General features: G+C 60.0%; 10 protein-coding genes and 1 pseudogene. 7 read left to right on the top strand and 4 right to left on the bottom strand.

The window, feature by feature from the left end:
• Positions 1-4 precede the first annotated feature (4 nt).
• The 3 genes from DFT_RS14420 to DFT_RS14410 form a co-directional block, all read right to left on the bottom strand.
• Positions 5-2275, bottom strand: coding sequence for a PASTA domain-containing protein (locus DFT_RS14420; RefSeq protein ID WP_054031859.1), 2271 nt, complete (start codon positions 2273-2275; stop codon positions 5-7).
• The gene (locus DFT_RS14415; RefSeq protein ID WP_152971997.1) at positions 2272-3429 is read right to left on the bottom strand and encodes a hypothetical protein; all 1158 of its coding nucleotides are present in this window, start codon (positions 3427-3429) and stop codon (positions 2272-2274) included. The genes DFT_RS14420 and DFT_RS14415 overlap by 4 nt, the downstream gene beginning before the upstream one ends.
• 199 nt (positions 3430-3628) lie before the next feature.
• On the bottom strand, positions 3629-3922 hold the full coding sequence (locus tag DFT_RS14410; protein ID WP_054031857.1) for a hypothetical protein: 294 nt from the start codon (positions 3920-3922) through the stop codon (positions 3629-3631).
• Positions 3923-4176: 254 nt separating this feature from the next.
• Between DFT_RS14410 and DFT_RS14405 the strand changes: the two genes are divergently transcribed.
• A complete protein-coding gene (locus DFT_RS14405; protein ID WP_054031856.1) occupies positions 4177-4953 on the top strand; it encodes an HpcH/HpaI aldolase family protein in 777 nt (258 codons plus the stop codon).
• Between the two features lie 41 nt (positions 4954-4994).
• Entirely contained in the window at positions 4995-5732 is a 738-nt protein-coding gene (locus tag DFT_RS14400) for a DUF4197 domain-containing protein (protein WP_054031855.1), read from the top strand.
• Positions 5733-5838: 106 nt separating this feature from the next.
• Here DFT_RS14400 and DFT_RS14395 read toward each other — a convergent pair whose 3' ends face one another.
• Positions 5839-7332, bottom strand: a complete 1494-nt coding sequence (locus DFT_RS14395) for a CDP-alcohol phosphatidyltransferase family protein (protein ID WP_054031854.1) — start codon at positions 7330-7332, stop codon at positions 5839-5841.
• A 331-nt stretch (positions 7333-7663) separates the two neighbouring features.
• Between DFT_RS14395 and DFT_RS14390 the strand changes: the two genes are divergently transcribed.
• From DFT_RS14390 to DFT_RS14365, 5 genes and pseudogenes are all read left to right on the top strand, one after another.
• Complete coding sequence (locus DFT_RS14390; protein ID WP_054031853.1) at positions 7664-9523, top strand: PAS domain-containing sensor histidine kinase; 1860 nt, start codon at positions 7664-7666, stop codon at positions 9521-9523.
• Between the two features lie 321 nt (positions 9524-9844).
• Positions 9845-10417 carry a response regulator gene (locus DFT_RS14385; protein ID WP_054031852.1) on the top strand — a complete coding sequence of 191 codons (573 nt, stop codon included), beginning with the start codon at positions 9845-9847 and terminating at the stop codon, positions 10415-10417.
• A 42-nt stretch (positions 10418-10459) separates the two neighbouring features.
• Positions 10460-11338, top strand: coding sequence for a methylenetetrahydrofolate reductase (locus DFT_RS14380; RefSeq protein ID WP_054031851.1), 879 nt, complete (start codon positions 10460-10462; stop codon positions 11336-11338).
• A 207-nt stretch (positions 11339-11545) separates the two neighbouring features.
• A complete protein-coding gene (locus DFT_RS25125) occupies positions 11546-12832 on the top strand; it encodes a (Fe-S)-binding protein (protein ID WP_083453520.1) in 1287 nt (428 codons plus the stop codon).
• A 194-nt stretch (positions 12833-13026) separates the two neighbouring features.
• A pseudogene (locus DFT_RS14365) lies at positions 13027-17456 on the top strand (FAD-dependent oxidoreductase).
• The last annotated feature ends 90 nt before the right edge of the window (positions 17457-17546 follow it).

The following is a 17546-nucleotide window of genomic DNA, read 5'->3' as shown; positions in this document are numbered from 1 at the left end:
ACGCTCAATTGGGACAATGCACGATGAATTCCCACTGCGTATTGGTCCCATCGGCGCAGTTGGGGCGAACATCCACGGTCACCTCGGAACGGAAGCCTTTTTTGAGTCTGACCGATTTTCGTCCGTTGGTTCCCACGCAGCCGCTGTTGAACAGGGTGCTGCCGCCCTGCGAGACGATGATCTGGTCTTCTTCGGTATAGGTTTCGTATTCGAATACGAACATACCGCTCCCGCTACCCAAATCCATGATGTGGCGTTCGGGCTGATTGGCTCCAGCCTTGCGCACATCGTTGCAGGTGCCGTGCTTGATCACCGGCGGTCCAGATGGCTGGCCTCTTCGCGAACTGCCGGAAGCCGTGCCGCTTCCCGTCCCCGATCCAGCCCCTGACCCCGACGCCATTTCGCGCAGCACGCCCCCAAGCACCTGGCCGAGGGTATGGGCCAGCTGTTCGTTGCGCTGGCGCTGCTCGGCGGCCTGGCGCTCTGCATCCTGCAGCGCCGCGGACAGGGAGGCATAATAGCCGCAGTTGCGGCTGAGATCCAGAAGCGCGCGGTAGCGGGAGATGTCGTTGACCTGCAATGCGGCCGACATTTGGTTGAGGTTTTCGTCGCAGTCAAGTTTCATGGCATATCGGTCGTGAAAGTCGCAGTCGCCGCTGGCTGCCAGGAGTGCACGCGCGAGCGTGTGGTTGCCTTGTTTCATTGCCTCCAGGAATGCCGCAGCGTTTTTCAGGCACACCATCTTTTTCACCTGTGCCGATCCCTCGGCGTAAAAACTGCAGTTTTGACTATGGGAAAGAACCTCCCTGGCCCGGGTTTCATCCTCTGCCGACATGGCCGCCAGAAAGCGATCGAGCAGCGCCGTGCAATCGTCGACGGTCGCTGTTGTATTCTTGAAGTCCTTGTATACGGTGAGGGTGACTTTTTGGCCTTGGGGCGGCGATTGAGCCTGGACTCGGCCGTTCAGGTCGGCCCGTGGCGCGGTTGCGTCTTGGATCACAATCGGTTCGAAGCCCGCCGCCGTTATGGCCGCCGCTGCATCCTGAGCCTTCATGCCGATGACATTGGGAACGGTCGGTTTATAGTCGCTGTGCACCCGGATGCGCACCGGCGATCCGACGTCGACCTGGTCGCCGGCCGGTGGGCTCTGGGACTGGATGGTGAAGGCCCGGTTCTTTTCGGGTGCCGGGTCGCCGCCGCTGACCGCAGGGGCCAATTCGGCCGCGGCGATTTCGGATACCGCCTGATCTAACTTTTTGCCGATGACAGCGGGCACCGTCGCTTTGTTGCCGCAGCCGTTGGGGCCCGTTTCATATCGCTTGGGGTTATGGGGACACTCGTCGATGCAGTCCGGGACCAGATCGCCGTCGGTGTCGATGTCCGCCAGGCCGCAACCGCAGATGCCCGGCTTGGTCTTTTGCGGGTCGTGCGGGCATTCGTCGATGCCGGCGAGGCGGTTTACCCTGTCATTTTGGCGCTGCCGGCGAATCTCCTGGGCCTGGCGGTGAATTTCGCTGGGTGGGGGCAGGGGGTTCTCCGGTGATACGATCACACCGTTGGGATAGACCGTCGCGATATCCACGCGGACACGCCGCCTGAATTTTTCGGTTTGTTCCTCTTTGGTGCTGATGTCGTCAGAAACAATTTGAGCCACATCGTCGACGATCGGCCTGCCCTGCCAGTCATAGAGATAGGAGCTCAACACGGCGCCGCCAACGGCTCCCACGCTGCAGCCCACGGCAGCTCCTGCCGGACCGGCCAGGGCGCCGACGGCCGCCCCGGTTTTGGCCCCCAGCCAGGCGCCGCCTGCCGCCGCTGCGCCTGAAAATAGACTATTGGTGCCCGCCTGACCGGCACCCACGATATCCCCGCCCGAGAGGGCGCCGGCGGCTTCGGACAATGTGGCCGTCTGGTCCAGCCTGCCCAGCTTTTTGGTGAGGTCTTTGATGTTTTTACCTAAGTTGGAGGCAATGGCGTGGGCCTGTTTCTGGTTCAATCCCAGGTTTTGCAGCAGCTTGACCCGCTGGTTGATCGACAGTTTGCCTAAATGAGCAATCATTTTTTCGCCCATCGGCTCGGCTGCGTTGAAAGTCGGCCCGCACCCCTCCATCAAGTCAACAAAATGCTCGATGTTATCCTTTCCGTCGTCATAGTGTTCTGGAACTCTCAGATATTTAAAATCATTCGTGGTGGCCGAGGCGGCCATTACGGAGGCCAGCAGCCCGATAGCGGATAGAACCAGGCGCTTGGACCACCTCTTAAGATTTCGCTTCATGGCCGACCTCCTTTAGCGGTCTCGTATTGGTAATACTTGAGCCGGTTGTAGAAGGCCTGGTAGTCCACCAGATCCACGCGCCGCAGGGTGTAGTGCTTAGGTGTGCCGCTGAAATAGAGACCGAGGCTGGATGTGGTGCGTCGGGCCGGAGAGAAGAAGATCAGGGCTCCGTCAGGTCCGGTGCGTGCGGCTGTCATCTTGAGGTCTTTGAACCATTCGGGCGGTGTGCCTAAGAGGGCGGTCTTCGTGTCGGGCAGGGTGTCGGTGGCCGTGGAGAGGCTCGTGGCGATTCTCCCCGCGGCCGCCTCTGCGAGCACCCGGCCGGCCAGCTGACGGCAGGCAGCCAGGGCCGGATCCTCGGCATCGAGCAATGCATTGATGCCGCTGAGATGCTGGTTGAGCATCAGGGCCAGGCCCGGATAGTTGAGATATTGGAGTGCCTCCTCGCTTTGCAGAATCGGGAGATTCATCCGCCAGTCGTTTGGTGTGGCCCCATCGAGCATGCGTTCGAAGGAAATGAGGGATTCGGCCACAGACAACCCCAGGGCCAGGGGACGATGGATCTCTTCTCTGAGCCAGAGCGGGGTCGGGTCTAATGTATCGTTGTCGTTGCGCACCCAATCGCCCATGAGCATTTCCGCATCGACAATCTGGGGAATATCTGATCGCTGGTCCCATGCAGTGATGAGAAAGGCATCGCAGTAAGGATTGTAATATCCAACCAGCCCGAAATCACCCTGTCGGCCGCTCGTCACCTGCACGGCGGCCCCGAGAAAATGCATCCAGGTCCACTGTGAAAGTGCAGGGGGCCCCCATTCCTCATTCAATGCCCACATCTTTTGCCGCCCCAGGTCGCGGGTAAACATCAGGAGCGCTTTTTCGAAATCGACGCGAGCTGTGCCTTTGAAACGGTCGGCCGCCAACATGACTGGAGTGAGCTTTTTGAGGTCATCCACGGATGGTTTGAAGCCCCGCTGTTCGGCTGCGGAAAGCAGTGTGGGTTTATCCGGCATTCCGGCGAGAGCGATCGATCCGCACAAAAACGGTATAAGGAGGACCACCGTTACGCAGATAGAACACCCAAGCCCATGGTGCTTCCGGTTGACACGCGGCATGTTGGTTCTCGAGGGGAGACGGGTGAGGTGTGTTTGCATTTTTCGTTTCCGATCGCTTGCAGCTTGGCATGGTTTCCATTTGAACCGTCGGGTCGAGAAAGAAAAACAGAGCTTATGTCAATACTCTTTTCATGAGTGAGCTTCAAAAATCAACAGCAAAAGGGGATAGGTGCCTGGGCGGAGAGATGGGGAGCGGCGCAAAGCGGGCCTGAATGGACCGTCGGGATGCGGCAGCCGTTCAAAAGGGTTGCCTGCCGACGGGATTTCCGGGCGGCTCGCTACTGAGTTCTGCCAATTGGATCAACACTTTTTCGAGCTCCCTGGACAGGCTCGAACACCACGGCACGCGTTGCAGCCAGAAGGTCCGAAGGCGGGCCTCATACCGAGCCACGGCGGGCGTGTTGCATGTTTTCAATGCCTGTTGCAGAGGGACGAGCAGAGCCAATGCCTGCGCTTCGATGCCGTGTTCGGCCTGGGGCAGTGCTGCCAGTCGATCGACGAGGTGTTGGATGTCTGGGATGAATTCGTACATCTCAGATCCATATTTCATTGCGCGATATTGTGCAACACCCCCGGGCCGGGCCTAAGCAATGGCATTCAGTTAGAATCGCTGGTGTCGGTCCACTTGGCTTGCTTCGCCGATACGGCTCTGCTATGGATGGCTGGCCGACGAAGAACCGCGACACCAGCCCAGAAGCGTTACAACACGAGCGTAAAAATGCTGTCGTCAGCATTCGTCGTGCTGCCGCATCGTGAATCGAATTTTATGAACCAGGAGGTGACCCGGTGAGACCGAACAAGGCGCTCGAAGCGTGGCGGCAGGGACGGCCGACCATCGGCGGGTGGTTGAGCATCGGCAATGCCTATTCGGCCGAACTCATGGCCCACCTCGGGTTCGATTGGTTGTGCGCCGATATGCAGCACGGCATGATCGGCGAACACGAATTGAAACAGATGCTGCCGGCCATGTCCACCACCGGCGTCATCCCGCTGGTGCGCGTGCCCTGGAACCACCCGGCCATGATCATGAAGGTGCTGGACGCCGGCGCCTACGGCGTCATCGTGCCCATGATCAACAACCGGCAAGAAGCGTTGAAAGCAGTCTCGGCCTGCCGCTACCCACCCGAGGGGCAGCGCTCCTTCGGCCCCATTCGTGCGGCGCTATACAGCGGCGAGGGCTATGCCGCGGAAGCGAATCGACAGGTCGCCTGCATCGGCATGATCGAAACCCGGCAGGGACTCGACAACCTGGAGGAGATCGTGACGACGCCCGGCCTGGATGGCATCTACATCGGCCCGGCCGACCTGGCGTTGGCGATCGGACTGGCGCCGGTGGGGGACAACGACGATCCCGCCCATGTGGCGACCGTCGACCGCATCTTCAAAGCCTGCCGAGCGCATGGCCTGGCCGTGGGGATTCATACCTGGAGTGCGGCATTCACCCGACGATACCTCGAACAGGGATTTCAATTCGTCACGCTGGGAACGGACAGCGGATTCATGGCGAAAAAGGCATCGGCCGACCTCCGGGAGGCAAGGAGCAAGCTGAAAACGATCGTCTAGGATCGCTATTGCGGGCGAATCATCAAACGAAAGGAACTTTCATGTCCAGAAGAAAAGCGGCGTATTGTGCGGTGGTATCATTGCTGCTGGCAATGACGGTTTTTGCCTGCCAGGGCGGCATGGACGGCGTGCTCGGCCAGGTCGCAAGGGAGTTGCAGGCCAGCCAGGGCCTGGGCCAGAGCGATATTGTCGCCGGTCTCAAGGAGGCTCTCCGGGTGGGGACGGAAAATGCGGTGGATGTCACCTCCAAGCTCAACGGGTATTACAGCAACCCTGAAATCAAGATCCCCCTGCCGGAAAACGTCCGTAAGGTCGAAAACGTGCTGCGCATGGCGGGTCTGGGTCAGCAGGTCACCTCTTTTGAACAGAGCATGAACCGTGCAGCCGAGCGCGCCGCGCCGGAGGCCAAGGCGCTTTTCGTGGGCGCCATCAAGCAGATGACCTTTGCCGATGCCAAAAAGATCCTGAACGGCCGCGAGAATGAGGCGACCCTTTTCTTCAAGGACAAAACCTACCATGCTCTGGGGCAGCGCTTCCAACCGCTGGTGCACGACGCCATGGCGGAGGTCGGTGTGACACGCTATTACCAGACCCTGGAAGACAAGATCCGCGTGCTGCCGGTAAAGGGCCTTATGGATGTCGACCTGGACCAATACGTGACCGACAAGGCATTGGACGGCCTTTTCGTCATGCTGGCGCAGGAGGAGGCCAAGATCCGGACCGATCCGGCGGCCCGGGTGACCGACATCCTGAAGAAAGTGTTCGGGTCTCAGCGATAGGGCGGTTGTGTTAAAACCCCATTTGCCGATCGTATGAATCCCCGGCGCATTTTCTTCGCGTATAAGGCCGCTTCGACCGGAGAGTAAATACGGCACAGTATTTTTACTATGATTTGATCGCCGGTTGGGTGTCCCTGCGGCTTTCCCTGGCCGCATCGTCTGGATGAATGCGCCAGGTGACCAGGGGCGAGAAGAGGTACAGGATCATGATGCAGAGGCTGGCCTGGCCCAGGTAGGGCGTGAACGCGAATGCGATCACGATGAGCGCGGTCGCGCGGCCGAACCACGGATTGCGGCTCATGGCCCGGCCCATATGGATGTAATGGACCGGGTAAAAATTCATGATGACGGCGTTGAAGAGCACCAGAACGATGGAGAAATATCCCCAGAATCCGATCCATCCGGGAAATGCTTCCAAGGCATGTCCATAGATGACGATGGGCGAGAGCACCAGCAGGGCGGCCGCCGGCGTGGGCAGCCCCTTGAAAAATCCGGGGATCGGGTGCTTATCGATGGTGAAGTAGATCAAACGACCTATACCGGCGAGGGCGTAGATCGCGGCGATCCATCCGACGACTGCGGCATTGAAACGGCCGTATCCGAAATCGGTCAGGGCGATGTAGAAAATCCAGGCCGGCACGATGCAGAAGCTGATAGCGTCGGCAAAGTCATCCATCAGATTGCCTATGTTCACTTTCCGCCCGGACTCGTTTTCCTCCTCGGGCAGCGGCTCGGTCAGCCCCAGGCGGCGGGCCACGGCACCGTCCAGCTTATCGAACGTGGCGGCCCCGATCAGCATGAAGTACATCTCCCGGAAGCGTCCCTGATAAGCGAAGATCACCCCCATGATCCCCATCATGGCATTCATCACCGTGAGCGCATTAGGCAGCACCGACAGAATTTTGCGCCTGAGGACCTGATCGCCGAGGCACAATTCATCCAGGCATACGGTGCCGTACTTGCGGCAATAGGCGGCTATGGAGCCGAAATTGATGATCATGAAAAGGATTTCGATAAAGAAAAAGGTCCTTAGCGGCAGGGTGCCCATCCAGGAGACCCAGTGGTAGATCCAGGAGGATGGCCCTTCGGGAACGTAGAAGGCGTGGGCATATAGCAATACGCTGATGGGAGCGGCCACGATGGTGCGCAGCCGGGTATATTCCTTGGATTCGGGTTCGCTGCCCTGGCGCAGAGAAAAGCCGCGCATGAATCCCGCGAAATTGTCGCGGATCAGCACGGTCACGCACAGCAGCAGCACGAAGATGGCGTGCAGCAGCTGGGCGCGGTTGGGTTGGGTGCCGACCAGCCGCCACATGGTGCCGACGGCGATCACCGGAAAGATGATCGAAAAGACGAGCTTGTCCATGATCCGGTCGGCCAGGGGCGCCAGCAGTGCCTGGGGTCGGAAGCGGGCGGCGAACCAGCCGTCGATGAGGTCGAACGTCATGGAGATCAACAGAAACGATATCCCCAGCGTGTAAACGGCCGGATCCTTTCCCCAGATGACCGCCAGGGCGCACACCATCCCTCCGAAGACCAGAAAGGGCCTGCTGTATACCAGGACGGCGGCAAATTTCGCCGGGAACTGTGTCGTCACCATTTCAGAGAAGCCTTTCGTATCGGGTCGTCGTTACCATGCGCTGCCGAACGGCTCACGTTCATTTCGCCCAAATTGTGCATTTTTAACACAAGTTGGGCTCGAATGCCAGGCGCCCGGCCAGGCGGTTTTCGGGCCGGCTGGACGATTTCCGTTGAACCTGTTCCCAAAGGATCCACGAGCCGCCATTCGGCCCATCTCTTGACAGATCTCCCGGTGTAATCATAAGGATGGTCATGGGTCGACACCTCTTTTGCAGCCCGATCCTGGCGTTTGTCGCCGGGGCCGGCCTGGCCTGTCAAGCGACTTTCTCGATGATGCGAGCGAGGATACCATGAAAACCATACAGGAACTCGGCCATATACTGGATGCCATGGAGGACGGCATCTATATCACCCGCGAGGACTACACCGTCGAGTTCATGAATCGGGCCATGATTTCGATGTTCGGCGAGGCTGTGGGCAAAAAATGCTACGAGGTGGTCAACGCCAGCGAGGTGATGTGCCCCTGGTGTCAGGCGCGCGAAGTGTTCGAACATGGCGAAAGCGCCCATTCGGAAGTCTACATGCCGCGGATGGACCGCACCTTCCGCATCATCGAGGTGCCCATCCGGAACCTGGACGGCACCATGTCGAAGCTCAATATATATCGGGATATTACCCGCCGCCGCGATCAGGAGCTCAAACTGCGTTCCACAGAACAGAGCTATCGGCGCCTGTTCGAAAATGTCGGGGCAGGGGTATACGTAAGCAGTAAAGAGGGGCGTTTCCTCGACGTGAACCCCGCCTTGATGGAGATGCTCGGCTATACGGACCGGCAGGAGTTGTTGAAAATCAGCCTGCAGAGGGATCTTTATCTGCGCCCCGAAGACCGGGCGGTCTTTCAGCGCCTGATTGAAAGTCAGGGCCGGGTGGTCAACTATCCGGTGGATTTCAAGCGCAAGGACGGCAGCAGTCTGCCGGTGCTGCTCACCGCCCATCTGCGCACCGATCCCAGCGGGCAGGTTTCCGGATACGAAGGCATCTGCATGGATCAGAGCCAGATCGTGCGTCTGGAGCGCAAAATCCGGCAGACGCTGGATTTTCTCAACAACATCATTCAGAGTTCGCCAAACGCCATCATCGGCGCCGACATGGAAGGCAAGATCATCATCTGGAACCAGGGCGCGGAAGAGACGCTGGGCTATGCCGCGCAGGACGTGATCAACCGCATGGATGTGCGCGAGCTTTACGAGGGCGATCAGGCCTACGAGTTGATGCGCAAGATGCGCAGCCGGGATTACGGCGGCAGCGGCAAATTGCGCGCTTTCCCCATGACTTTCCGGCATCGCGACGGGACCCTGGTGGAGGGCACCCTGTCGGCCAGCATCATCTATGATGAAAAGGGGCAGGAGATCGCCTCGGCCGGCTTTTTCGTGGATCTGGAGGAGCGGCTGGAGATGGAGCGCAAGCTGCACCGCACCCAGGAGCAACTGCTGCAGTCGGAAAAACTTGCGGCCATGGGGCGGCTCACCTCACAGCTGGCTCACGAACTCAACAATCCGCTCTACGGCATCATGAACACCCTGGAGTTGATGAAGACCGAGGTGCCGCCCACAAACAAACGGCGTAAACTGCTCGACATGGCACTGTCCGAGAGCATGCGCCTGACCGACATGCTGCGCAAGATGCTCTCCTTTTCCAGGCCTGACCAGGAGGAGCGCTGCGTCGTGGATATCAATACCATTCTGGATGAAATCCTGCTGCTGCACGAAAAGCAGTTCCGCGAGGTGGACATCAAGATCGTGAGCGCCTTCGGAGAGACTTTGCGGCCCGTGATGGCCTCCAAGAACCAGCTCCGCCAGGTGTTCCTCAACATGATCTCCAACGCCAAGGATGCCATGCCCGAAGGGGGTGTACTGACGGTCAGCACCCAGGGAAACGGCGAAACCGTCCGGGTACAGATTGCCGACACCGGTCTGGGCATCAAGGCCGAACACCTCGACAAGATTTTCGACACCTTCTTCACCACCAAGACGGACAGTGCCAAGGGCGTCGGACTGGGGCTTTCGGTCTGCTACGGCTTCATCAAGGACCACGGCGGCGATATCAAGGTGGAGAGCCAGGTGGGCAAAGGGACCACCTTCACCATTTTGCTGCCCACCACCAGCGCGACCGAGCCGCTGACCTGCCCCGAGCCGGGCGCTGCAGCCTGAATCTCGGTTCGAATCCACCAGATGCTTCCTTCCTGAAACAGGATTCCGCTGGGCGGCCTCGGCCCTACGCATGCCTTTGGCGGCACTCCCGATTGCACCCCATTGCCTTTCGTCCAAGGCTTGCACGATGCGGAAGCGTTCAGCCACCTCTTTAAAACTAAAATAACTATAATAAATAAAAATACATCCATTAACTTAGCCGAAAACTGGGTTAAAAAGTTAAATATTACAGAAATTATAAAAATTATAGTTGACAGCTCCATTGAGACGGCGTAATAGAACACTATACGCTCCTCAAAGATTAGAAAGGAGGGACTCGCCATGGAAGACACACTCACCGTCTATAAAGCCAGCCAGATGTGCAAGGCCTCCTCCAAATCGATCATCAACTGGATCGAAGCGGGGCACATCAAGGCATACAAAACCGTTGGCGGACATCGGCGCATCAAGCGGGAGGACCTGATCGCATTCATGCAGCGCCAGGGCATGCCCGTTCCGGACGAACTGCCGGCCAATACCCGCCGGAAAATCCTGGTGGTGGACGACGATCCCATCATCGTCGAGACCATCGTCCAGTCCCTCGAAGAGGACGAGCACGACTACGAGGTGATTTCGGCGGCCGACGGATTCGAGGCCGGGCTGCAGGTCAACCATTTCCGGCCGGACCTGATCATCCTGGACATCATGATGCCCGATATCAAAGGGAACGAGGTGTGCCGTAAAATCAAGGAAAATCCAGACACTCGGGAGACGAAGATCATCGTGTTGTCGGCCTACCTGGACGATGACAAGTTCAAGGAGATGAAGTCCTACGGCGCCGACATGTGCTTTTCAAAGCCATTGCCGCTGCCCCAGCTCAAGGAGGAGGTCGCCCGTCTGTTGGAGAGGGCGTAAATTTTTCCTTCAGGGCCGGGATTTCGAGAAAGGAGGCATACCATGAAATTGAAAGAAGCGCTGTCGACCCATAAATTCATCGTCACATCCGAAGTCCAGGCGCCCCTGTTCGACGCCACCCCGGAGGACCTGGTCGAATGCCTGCAGCGCGTGCGCGGTCGGATGGATGGCGTCACGGTAACCGATGTGGAACTCGAGGGGGTGGTCGGCGATACCATCCGGGCTTGCGAGCTGCTTCAACGCAGCCGCTTCAATTCGATCTATCAAACCACCACCCGGGACAAGAACCGCATCCAGCTCCAAAAGGATTTGGCCAATGCCCACCAGGCGGGGGTGGAGAACCTACTGGTCTTCACCGAAGACTACCGCATCTCCGGCGACAGCCTGCAGGAATCGATGTTTTTTCATGTGGATTCGGGCAAACTGGCCTCCGTCCTGCAGCACGTCCGCGAGGGGCGGACCGTGGACGGCGAGCATCTCCCCGAGTCGATGGATTTCACGCTGGGCTCCGGTGTCGAGTCCTTGTGGGGCAAGAACGTCCCCAAAAAGGGCATGGAAGAGATGGAGATCTTGCGCGAAATGGGCACCGGATACTTTTTGACCACGCCGGTCTTCGACTTGGATCAATTCGAAAAGTTCACTCGCCAGGTCAACACCTTCCGGGTGCCGGTGATTGCCGAGGTGCTGTTGCTGAGAAATCCGGCCATGGCCCGCTTCATCAACCGGCATTTCAAATCCGGACTGGTGCCCGAGTGGGTTATCGAAAAGCTCGACAAGGCGGCTGACAAGCGACAGGCCAGCATCGAACTGTTCGCCGATCTGGTTAAAGGTCTAAAGGAGGTCTGCCGGGGTGTGCACATCATCACCCTGGGTGGCGAGGATCGGCTGCAGGCTTACCTGGATGCCGCCGGGCTCCGCTAACCGCGCCGGCCGCGAGGCTCGATTCGATTTTTCCCTTTTGACTTCAATTTGTTCTGGCTATCAGCTGAAACGCTCATCCGCCTCCCACCTTTTCATAGGCCCAACCTTTCCACCGAAGCCGACCCACGGCGGCGATTGAGGCGCCGACATGGCGCTGCCTGCAGGACCGGGAAGACGTGAGAACCCGGATTAACAGGAGGGCAAGCTATGACAATACCCATCGAAGTCGATGAATTGGATCGCGAGTTCAAAACCACGGTATTGGAGAGGGTCCCGGCCGGCGCATTCGATTTGTGCCTGACGTGCGGGACGTGCACCGGCGGATGTCCGGCCTCCGAGATTTTCGATATGGATCCGCGCAAGCTGGTGCGCATGCTGGTGCTGGGTCTGGACGAGGAGGTCAAACGAACGCCTTGGGCCTGGGTCTGCACCATGTGCGCTCGCTGCATCAAGCAGTGTCCCATGTCCATCGACATCCCCCGACTGGTCTACAATATGCGCCACAACTGGGATAGAGACAAGCGCCCCAAAGGCATCCGCGGGTCGTGCGACCAGCACATCCGGGCAGGAAACGCCATGGGCGTGCCAACCGATGACTTCGTCTGGACCGTGGAGGATGTGGCCGAAGAGATCCGTGCGTCCCAACCGCGCTTCAAAGACCTGAAGGCAACGGTAGACCGCAAGGGCGCCTTCATGGCCATCAACCAGAATTCACGCGAACCGGTGACCGAGCCGGACGAACTGGGCCCCCTGTGGAAGATCCTGCATATCGTCGGGGCCGACTGGACCTACCCGTCGGTGATGTGGGCCGGGGAGAATTACTGTCTATTTCTGGCCGATGAAGAGGGCTGGCGCTACATCCTGGAAGAGTTCGTCTACCATATCGACAACAACCTGGGGTGCAAGCAGGTGGTCAACACGGAGTGAGGGCACTCCTTCTTTGCAATCCTGGAAGGATTGAAAAAATTCAACATCCCCCACAAGTTTGAATTCACCAGCATCATCACCCTTTACGCCCAATGGATCCGGGAGGGGCGCCTTAAGGTCAACTACGACTGGAACAGGGACCTGAAAGTCAAGTTCACCCTTCAGGACCCGTGCAACATCGTGCGCAAGACCTGGGGCGAAGAGATGGCCGACGACATGCGCTTCGTGGTCAAGTCGGTGGTGGGCGAGGAGAACTTCGTCGACATGGTGCCGTGCGGCGCCAACAATTACTGCTGCGGCGGGGGCGGCGGGGCCCTGCAGGCCGGGTACACCGATCAGCGCCGGGCTTACGGAAGAGTAAAGTTCGACCAGATCCAGGCCACAGGCGCCCAATACGTCTTGGCGCCGTGCCACAACTGCCACTCACAGATCGAAGACATCGGCGAGTTTTACGGCGGAAACTACCATGTGGCCCACATCTGGACTTTCATCTGCCTGGCTATGGGCATCCTGGGGGAGAACGAGAGGACCTATCTGGGGCCGGACCTGGCGGCGATAGGGCTGTAGCGTCCATCTGAAACGACATCTTGCGGCCCGGATTTGCGTTCTCCCATTTTTGAAGAACTCAGCGTAGACATGCCACGCCTGCGGTTTCAAAATGATCGGGCCTTGATCTGAACCACAATCTTCCGTTTCTGGATGGGCACTGAACAGGAGACCGTTTCAAAAGCAAAAAAAATGCGGCAAGCAAGGAGGGACCCATGACACAACCAATCATCGGCGCGGTGATGGTGGTCGGCGGCGGGATCGCCGGCATACAGGCCTCCCTGGACCTGGCCGAATCGGGCTACAAGGTCTACCTGGTCGAGCGCAATTCGGCCATCGGCGGGACCATGGCCCAATTGGACAAGACCTTCCCGACCAACGACTGTTCCATGTGCATCATATCGCCCAAGCTGGTGGAGGCCGGGCGGCACCTCAATATCGATCTGCACACCCTGACCGACGTGCGGCGTGTCGAGGGCGAACCGGGCAATTTCAGTGTGACCCTGCGGTCCAGGCCCCGCTTCATCGATCCTGAAAAGTGCACGGCCTGTGGCGAGTGCGCCAAGGTGTGCCCGATCAGCCTGCCCAACCGCTTCGATCAGGGGTTGGGGCAGCGCAAGGCGGCCTATAAGCTCTATCCCCAGGCCATGCCCGGCGCATATGCCATCGAAAAGCGCGGCACGGCGCCCTGCAAGGCCGCCTGCCCGGCCCAGGTGAGCGTCCAGGGCTGGATCGCCCTGATGAACCAGGGGCGCTTCGAAGAGGCCATCGCGCTGTTCAAGAAGGAGCACCCCTTTCCGGGTATCTGCGGCCGGGTCTGCCACCATCCATGCGAAGCGGCCTGTACCCGCGGGAAACTCGAAGCGCCGCTGGGCATTCAATACCTGCACCGCTACCTGGCCGACCTGGACCGTCGCTCCGCTTCGCCTTATGTGCCCGAGCGCAAACCGTCGAACCAAACCAGGGTGGCGATCATCGGGTCGGGGCCGGCCGGATTGGCCTGCGCCTATTTCCTGGCCATCGAAGGGTACGAGGTCACGGTATTCGAGCAGCATGACGTGCTCGGCGGCATGCTGCGCGTCGGAATCCCCGCCTACCGGCTGCCGCGCGATGTGATCGATGCCGAGATCCAGACCATCCGGGACCTGGGCGTCGAGTTCAAGACCGGCGTGGCCATTGGAAAAGAGGTGACCATCGGCCGGCTGCGCGACCAAGGGTTCAAGAGCATTTTCATGGCCGTAGGGTCCCAGGAGTGCAAGGCGCTGGGCATCGAGGGAGAAGATCTGCAGGGCGTGGTGCCGGGAGTGGACTTTTTGCGGCGCATCAACCTGGGCGAAAAGGTGTCCCTCGGCGAGCGCGTGGCCGTGATCGGAGGCGGCAACGTGGCCATGGATGCCGTACGCACGGCCCTGCGCAGCGGATCGTCCCGGCCGTTCATCATCTATCGCCGCAGCGAGGCGGAGATGCCCGCCAGCGCCGAAGAAATTGCGGAATGCCGGGAGGAGGGCATCGAGATCATGACATTGACCAACCCGGTGCGGGTCGTCTCTGAAGATGGCCGGGCGACGGGTATCGAATGCGTGCGCATGGCGCTGGGTGAGCCGGACGCGAGCGGGAGGCGCCGGCCGATGCCCGTCGCAGGCAGTGAATTCACCATCGCCATCGACGCCTTGGTGCCGGCCATCGGCCAGGAGAGCGATTGGGCCTGTTTGACCGACGAGTGCGCCTGCACCCTGAGCGAGTGGGGCACGCTGAATGTCGACCCGGTCACACTGCAGACCGACGATCCGGACATCTTCGCAGGCGGCGATGCGGTCAGCGGTCCCGCGACAGTGGTGGAGGCCATCGCGGCCGGCAAACGGGCCGCCATCTCCATGGACCGTTTTCTGCGGGGCGTCGATCTGAAGGAGGATCGGGAGAAGCAGATCGAGGTGGCCGAGGACATCCCCCTGAGGGGCCGCCAGCCCCTGGCACGTCAGAAGATGCGCCATGCCGCCGTCGCCAGACGCATCGATAATTTCAACGAGGTGCAGTTGGGCTATGGCGCCAAGAGTGCCGCGCGCGAAGCCGAACGATGCCTGGCGTGCGGGCTCTGCTCGGAGTGCTACCGATGCGTGGATGCCTGCCTGGCAGGTGCAGTCGTTCATGAGTCCCACGCAACGGAGCAGCGGGTGCAGGTGGGGGCCCTTATTCTGGCCCCGGGTTTCGTACCCTACGATCCGACCCTGTACAGCACTTACAGCTACGCCGCCCATCCCAACGTGGTGACCAGCATCGAGTTCGAGCGCATGCTGTCGGCTTCCGGTCCTTACGCCGGACACCTGATGCGACCTTCCGATCACAAGGAGCCCAAAAGGATCGCCTGGCTGCAGTGCGTCGGATCGCGGGACATCAACCACTGCGACAACGGGTACTGCTCTTCGGTGTGCTGCATGTACGCCAACAAGCAGGCCGTCATCGCCAAGGAGCACAGCGACGGATCCCTGGATACCACCATTTTTTTCATGGACATGCGCACTTTCGGCAAAGATTTCGACAAGTACAACCTGCGGGCCGCCGACGACCACGGCGTGCGCTTCGTACGCTCGCGTATCCACTCGGTCTATCCCTGCGCGGAAGATCGGCTGCGCATCGTTTACGCCACCGAGGGGGGCCGAACGGCCGAAGAGATCTTCGATCTGGTAGTGCTCTCCGTGGGCCTGAACGCCGACCCCGCGGCTGCGGAATTGGCCGGTCGGCTGGGGATCGACCTCAATGGCAATGGTTTTGCGCGCACCAGCAGTCTGGCGCCGGTGAAGACTTCCCGCGAAGGGATCTATGTCTGCGGCGCCTTCCAGGAACCCAAGGACATTCCCCATTCGGTCATGGAAGCCTCGGCGGCGGCGGCCTGCGCCACCGGACCACTGGCTGCTTCGCGCTGGTCATTGACGCAGGAAAAGGCGCTCCCACCGGAGCAGGACACGCGGGGGCAGGCGCCACGCATCGGCGTTTTCGTCTGCAATTGCGGCATCAACATCGGCGGTGTGGCCGACGTGCCGGCCGTGCGCGACTACGCCCGAACACTGCCCGGTGTGGTGCACGTGGAAGACAACCTCTTTACCTGTTCCCAGGACAACCAGGAGCATATCAAACAGGTGATCGTCGAAAAGCAGATCAACCGGGTGGTGGTGGCCTCATGCTCGCCGCGCACTCACGAGCCGCTCTTCCAGGAGACGATCCGGGAGGCCGGCCTGAACAAGTATCTTTTTGAAATGGCCAATATCCGCGACCAGAACACCTGGGTCCACATGAACAATCCCCCGCTGGCCACCGCCAAGGCCAAGGACCTGGTGCGCATGGCCGTTGCCAAGGCGGCCCGCATCGAACCGCTCTACCACGTGTCGGTGCCCATCACCAAGGCCGCCCTCGTCGTGGGGGCGGGGTGGCCGGCATGGAGGCCGCCCTCGGCGTGGCCGACCAGGGATGCCGCGTGTACCTGGTGGAGCGTTCAGAAGAGCTGGGCGGCAATGCCGTCCATCTGCGCGCCACTTGGCAGGGCGAGGCCCTGGCGCCCTACCTGAAGCAGTTGACCGCGCGCGTGCGAACACATCCCAATATCGATCTGTATCTCAACACCCAGGTGAAGCGGACCAGTGGGTCGATCGGCAACTTCACGACGACGCTGGAGCAGGACAACGGCGCGGGATTGGAGGCCTTCCACGGGGCGACCATACTGGCCACCGGCGGCCGGGAGTTCAAGCCCACCGAATACCTCTACGCCAAACACCCCAACGTCATGACCCATCTGGATTTCGACGAGGCTTTGAACCGCGAAGACAAACGGCTGGAACGGGCAGGCAGCGTCGTATTCATCCAGTGCGTGGGCTCGCGCGACGCAGACAGGCCTTACTGCAGCAAGACCTGCTGCACCCACAGCCTCAAGGCGGCCCTGGCGCTCAAGACACTCAATCCCAAGGTTAAACTCTACGTCATCTACCGGGATATCCGCGCCTACGGGTTCCGCGAAGAGATCTACAAGGAGGCCAGGGAGAAGGGCGTTGTCTTCATCCGCTACGACCTGACCCAAAAGCCCAGCGTGGCCATACGGGGAGAAGATACCTTGCTTCTCACGGTCAACGATCATGTGCTGCGCCGGCCTATCCGCATCAAGCCCGACCTGCTCGTGCTGGCCGCCGGCATCGTTCCTAACGACAACCGGGCGCTCTTCGAACAATTCAAGGTGCCGATCAACGCCGAAGGCTTTCTGGTCGAAGCGCACGCCAAGCTGCGGCCGGTGGACTTCGCTTCTGAAGGCATTTTTTTGGCCGGCCTGGCCCACTATCCCAAACCCATCGAGGAGACCATCGCCCAGGCCAAGGCCGCCGCCTCGCGGGCCATGACCCTGCTGGCCAAGGATGCCTTGCGGGTGGGCGGCGTCGTGGCCGAGGTGACGCCCGGCCGCTGCGCCGCCTGCCTCACCTGTGTGCGCACCTGCCCTTACGGCATCCCCCGGATCGGCGAGCACGACTACGCCGTCATCGACCCGGCCCAGTGCCACGGGTGCGGGATCTGCGCCGCCGAGTGCCCGGGCAAGGCCATCGAACTCAAGCACTACACCGACGAGCAGTTGATCGCCAAGTCCGAGGCGTTGTTTGCGGGAAGGTGAGAGGTGTGCGGTAGTCCCCGGCCGGTCGGAAAGAATCAAAAAAATGGAGGGTGCGAACGGCTAATTATGCCAAGCTAATCCCCGGATCAG

The sequence above is a fragment of the Desulfatitalea tepidiphila genome, assembly GCF_001293685.1.
Taxonomy (GTDB): Bacteria; Desulfobacterota; Desulfobacteria; order Desulfobacterales; family Desulfosarcinaceae; genus Desulfatitalea; species Desulfatitalea tepidiphila.
The sequence above is the reverse complement of the archived record's forward strand: the minus strand, read 5'-3'. Positions and strand labels throughout refer to the sequence as shown.

Bases quoted from the DNA above. Each gene is read 5' to 3' on its own strand.
- DFT_RS14380 (WP_054031851.1), top strand. From the start codon at position 10,460: ATGAAATTGAAAGAAGCGCTGTCGACCCATAAATTCATCGTCACATCC.
- DFT_RS14395 (WP_054031854.1), bottom strand. From the start codon at position 7,332: ATGGTGACGACACAGTTCCCGGCGAAATTTGCCGCCGTCCTGGTATAC.
- DFT_RS14410 (WP_054031857.1), bottom strand. From the start codon at position 3,922: ATGTACGAATTCATCCCAGACATCCAACACCTCGTCGATCGACTGGCA.
- DFT_RS14415 (WP_152971997.1), bottom strand. From the start codon at position 3,429: ATGCAAACACACCTCACCCGTCTCCCCTCGAGAACCAACATGCCGCGT.
- DFT_RS14400 (WP_054031855.1), top strand. From the start codon at position 4,995: ATGTCCAGAAGAAAAGCGGCGTATTGTGCGGTGGTATCATTGCTGCTG.
- DFT_RS14390 (WP_054031853.1), top strand. From the start codon at position 7,664: ATGAAAACCATACAGGAACTCGGCCATATACTGGATGCCATGGAGGAC.
- DFT_RS14420 (WP_054031859.1), bottom strand. From the start codon at position 2,275: ATGAAGCGAAATCTTAAGAGGTGGTCCAAGCGCCTGGTTCTATCCGCT.
- DFT_RS14385 (WP_054031852.1), top strand. From the start codon at position 9,845: ATGGAAGACACACTCACCGTCTATAAAGCCAGCCAGATGTGCAAGGCC.